The following is a 3,867-nucleotide window of genomic DNA, read 5'->3' on the forward strand; positions in this document are numbered from 1 at the left end:
ATTTTCCAATTTCAATTTTCCGAGCAGTAAATAATTATCATTATTATAACCAACCTGCCTTTCTAAATTTATGATAGAGATATAGGCAGACCGCTAAGACCGTGCCGATGACCATAAAATAGCCGTATTTCCAATGAAGTTCGGGCATGAAATCAAAGTTCATGCCGTACACCCCCGCCACGGCAGTCGGCACGGCAGCGATACCTGCCCAAGCGGCGAGTTTTCGTACCACGTCGTTCTGTCCCATGGTGACCATTGCCATGTAGGTGTCCATGGCGACTGAGAGCATCTCGTTAAGACCGTTCACCGCATCAATGGAGCGGAGCAGGTGGTCGTTCACGTCACGAAAATAGGGCTTGGCGGCGGCAGGAAAGGCGGAGACCAGCTCGTTTTTTTTGTGGTTGATAAAAAAGTTACACACGTCTTGGACGGGCAGAATCACCGCACGCATGTGTACCAGTTGTGATTTTAGCTCGTACAGGCTTTTTAGGGTGGATTTGCTAAACTCATACGAGAAAATGTTACGCTCTTGCTCACGCAAATAGTTGCCCAAACGGTCGGTAATCGGCAGGTAGTTATCGACAATAAAGTCCAAAATGGCGTGCAGAACAAAAATCGGGCCTAGGCGAAGTTTCTCGGGTCGTCTGTGGCAATGCTCACGCACGGGGGTGTAGGAGTTGGACGCCCCACGCCGTACGCTGATGATGAAGTTTTTGCCCATAAAAATGGCGGTCGTGCCATAGCGGATGTAGTTGTCTTCGAGCTTGGCGGTACGCACAACCACGAAAATGGTGTCGTTGCCATAGCTTTCGACCTTGGGGCGTTGGTGGTCGGCAAAGGCATCTTCTAGGGCAAGTTCGTGCAAATCAAAGGCGTCTTGGACTTCCTTGACTGTCTCAAAACTGGGGTCGTGTAGCCCAAGCCAGATGAACTGGCTGTTGTTGGTTAGTTGGCGACTGACTTCATCGATGGCGAGTGTGGCAACAGGCTCGCCCGTCTTACGAGAGTAGGCGTAGCAGACGACAGTTTCGTTGTCGCCTGAGTTCTCTTCTAGGTCTTCAAAACGGTCAGCATCGGGGTCATAGACCGTCATGGTCTCGATGGTGTCTTCATCGGTGGCGTCAGCGTCGCCGTAGATGTAACTGTCTTCTTCGTCGTGGAGATTTAGGTCGTCATCAGGCTCGCTGGGCAAATCGGCAGGCTCAAACAGCTCTTCTTGTAGGGGTGTGGTGGGTGTTTTTGTTGTAGGCGTGGTGTGTGGCATGCCGTCCCCTAAAAATCAAAATGAATAAGCAAATACGATATTATAGCAAGATTTACTTTGTTGTGGCAAAAATTGTTGGTCGGTATAAACAAAATTTCATGGTTTTTTGTGGCTAATGGGGGGCTAAAAGTGGTAAAATAAGCCAAATTTTAACCTTGATATGACAATATGAAAATCTACCTAGCACGAAACAACGTCCAAGCAGGGCCTTATAGCTTAGATGAACTAAACCGCATGCTCCTATCGGGCGAAGTTGCCTTGACTGACCTGATGTGGCACACGGGCATGAGCGAGTGGCAGACGGTCGGACAGATGACAGGTGGGGTCTATACTTATCAGCCGTCTGTGCAAACACCGCCCAGTCCAACGCCCCCCACTGCCAAGCCCGAACAGCGGGGCTTTGGCGATAATGTTGATTTTGTCAAAGACAAGCCCGAGCAAAAGCGGGTATCGGTTGCCGAACTCTATGGGCGTAAACCCATACAAGACCCCAACGCCAGTCAGAATGACGAGCCAAAACGGACTGAACCAAATGCCCGTCTGAACAAAGAGCGGGTGGCAAGCGTGCCAAAAGATGACGGCACGATAGAGTATGCCAGTATTTTGGCTCGCTTTTCGGCATTTGCCATTAATGTGGCACTGTATATCTTGGCACTGTTGCCACTTATCATGGCGTTCATGCAGGTGGTGGATGTCAATGAGATAGCACGCCACGCCCAAGATTATCAAGCCTTGCAAGCATATAGCCAAAGTTTGATGGATAAAGTGTCAAAGACCACGGTCATGATAAGCAATCTTATGTTTTTGGCGTTGCTTGGCATTCAGCTTTTGCTTATTATCATGCGTGGGCAATCGTTTGGCAAACTGGTTATGGGCATTCGTGTCGTGGATGAAAAAACAGGCAAATTACCCAGTTTTGGCACGCTTGTGTTTATGCGGACGTTGTTTTTGATTGTGGTTTATGCGATTGGGGCGAGTATCATGTCGGGACTACCTGCAATGGGAATGCTTGCGGTAAATTATGGCATGGCAAAAGGCAATGAAAAAAATCAAGGCTGGCATGATAAAATAACCAAGACATTAACGGTAAAAGCCAAACCTTCGCAATTGGATAAAACCAAAAAATAAATGAAATTATTTGATAAATATTTTTATAAATAGGTAAGGTGCGTATTACGCACCATTTAAATCATTAATAGACTTCTTTCCAAACCCTGATTTTTATGGATTTTTAAAANNAAAGAGATTTAATATAGCAATCATGAATACCAATCTTACCCAAGACCAATTAACCGCCTTAAACAAAGTAAAACTGCCCGATGATTGGAAATTTGCCTTGGCGGACATATTATTATCACCTGTTATGAATAATTTGCGTGCTTTTTTGCAAAATGAATACGCCCAAGGCAAAACCATTTATCCGCCCAAACCCTTGATTTTTAACGCCCTAAATACCACGCCCTTATCAGCAGTCAAAGTTGTGATACTCGGGCAAGACCCCTATCATGGGGCAGGGCAGGCTATGGGGCTGTCGTTTAGCGTGCCAAAAATCATTCCCAAACCGCCAAGCCTTGCCAATATTTTAAAGGAACTCGCCACCGATTTGGGCATTCCCGTCTCGGCTCATGGCGATTTGACCCATTGGGCAAATCAAGGCGTGCTACTGCTTAACGCCACATTGACGGTAGAAAACGGACAGGCAGGCTCGCACCAAGGCAAAGGCTGGGAAGAGTTTACGGACGCTGTGATTGACGTCATCAACCGCCAAACCGACCGCACGGTTTTTATTCTGTGGGGCAGTTATGCCAAGAAAAAAGGGCGGTTTATTGACACGTCTCGCCACCTCATTTTGACCGCCAATCATCCGTCCCCCCTATCGGCAAACCGTGGCGGATTTTTTGGTTCTCGTCCATTTTCGCAGACCAATGACTATCTTGTCAGACATGGCAAAGGGGCCATTGATTGGGCGTTACCACAGTAATGGCGTATCGTGGGCTTGTGCATGATGTTGTAAGGAGCGTGCCAAATTTTAGCTCATTAAAATTTTGGTCGCCTGTCGATGTCGCCATGATGAACCACGCCCTAGCCCTTGCCAGACGTGGGGCGGAGCGTGGCGAGATACCTGTGGGGGCGGTGGTGGTGCATGACGGGCAGATTTTGGGCGAAGGCTTTAATTGCCCGATTAGCACGCACGACCCCACGCACCATGCCGAGATTGTCGCCTTGCGTCAGGCGTGCCAAAGGGTGCAAAATTACCGCTTGCCCATTGGTAGTACGCTCTATGTTACGTTAGAACCCTGTACCATGTGTTTTGGTTCGCTCATTCATGCCCGTGTCAGCCGTGTGGTGTTTGGGGCGTATGAGCCAAAGGCAGGGGCGGTGGTAAGCCAATTAACCCTTGCCAAAGAGCCGTTTTATAATCACGTCATCACTATTCAAGGCGGACTGTTGGCAAATGAAAGTTCAATGATGTTAAGCCAATTTTTTAAACAAAGACGAGCCGATAAGAAAAAGGCGAAAATTGAAAATCGGTTAACTGGCGAGAATTGATTTTTATATTTTTTTGAATTTAACGTCATTATAAATTGTAGATACCATAAACC

At 47.4% G+C, this 3,867-nt stretch carries 4 protein-coding genes; 3 read left to right on the forward strand and 1 reads right to left on the reverse strand.

Annotation, left to right across the window (positions count from 1 at the left end; genetic code table 11):
* Positions 1-43 precede the first annotated feature (43 nt).
* Entirely contained in the window at positions 44-1,264 is a 1,221-nt protein-coding gene (corA, locus tag B5J94_RS05555) for a magnesium/cobalt transporter CorA (RefSeq protein WP_078274589.1), read from the reverse strand.
* Between the two features lie 168 nt (positions 1,265-1,432).
* Here corA and B5J94_RS05560 point away from each other — a divergent pair, with 168 nt between their 5' ends.
* The 3 genes from B5J94_RS05560 to tadA all read left to right on the forward strand — a co-directional run bounded on the left by B5J94_RS05560 (position 1,433) and on the right by tadA (position 3,814).
* Complete coding sequence (locus tag B5J94_RS05560) at positions 1,433-2,392, forward strand: RDD family protein (RefSeq protein WP_062501243.1); 960 nt, start codon at positions 1,433-1,435, stop codon at positions 2,390-2,392.
* Between the two features lie 133 nt (positions 2,393-2,525).
* Entirely contained in the window at positions 2,526-3,245 is a 720-nt protein-coding gene (ung, locus tag B5J94_RS05565) for a uracil-DNA glycosylase (protein WP_062501247.1), read from the forward strand.
* Positions 3,227-3,814, forward strand: coding sequence for a tRNA adenosine(34) deaminase TadA (tadA, locus tag B5J94_RS05570; RefSeq protein WP_373280038.1), 588 nt, complete (start codon positions 3,227-3,229; stop codon positions 3,812-3,814). Before ung ends, tadA begins: the two co-directional genes overlap by 19 nt.
* Positions 3,815-3,867: the final 53 nt, after the last annotated feature.

The sequence above is a fragment of the Moraxella lacunata genome, assembly GCF_002027545.1.
GTDB lineage: Bacteria > Pseudomonadota > Gammaproteobacteria > Pseudomonadales > Moraxellaceae > Moraxella > Moraxella lacunata.

Excerpts from the sequence above, each read along its gene's own strand:
- B5J94_RS05560 (WP_062501243.1), top strand. The coding sequence starts at position 1,433 with ATGAAAATCTACCTAGCACGAAACAACGTCCAAGCAGGGCCTTATAGC.
- corA (WP_078274589.1), bottom strand. The coding sequence starts at position 1,264 with ATGCCACACACCACGCCTACAACAAAAACACCCACCACACCCCTACAA.
- ung (WP_062501247.1), top strand. The coding sequence starts at position 2,526 with ATGAATACCAATCTTACCCAAGACCAATTAACCGCCTTAAACAAAGTA.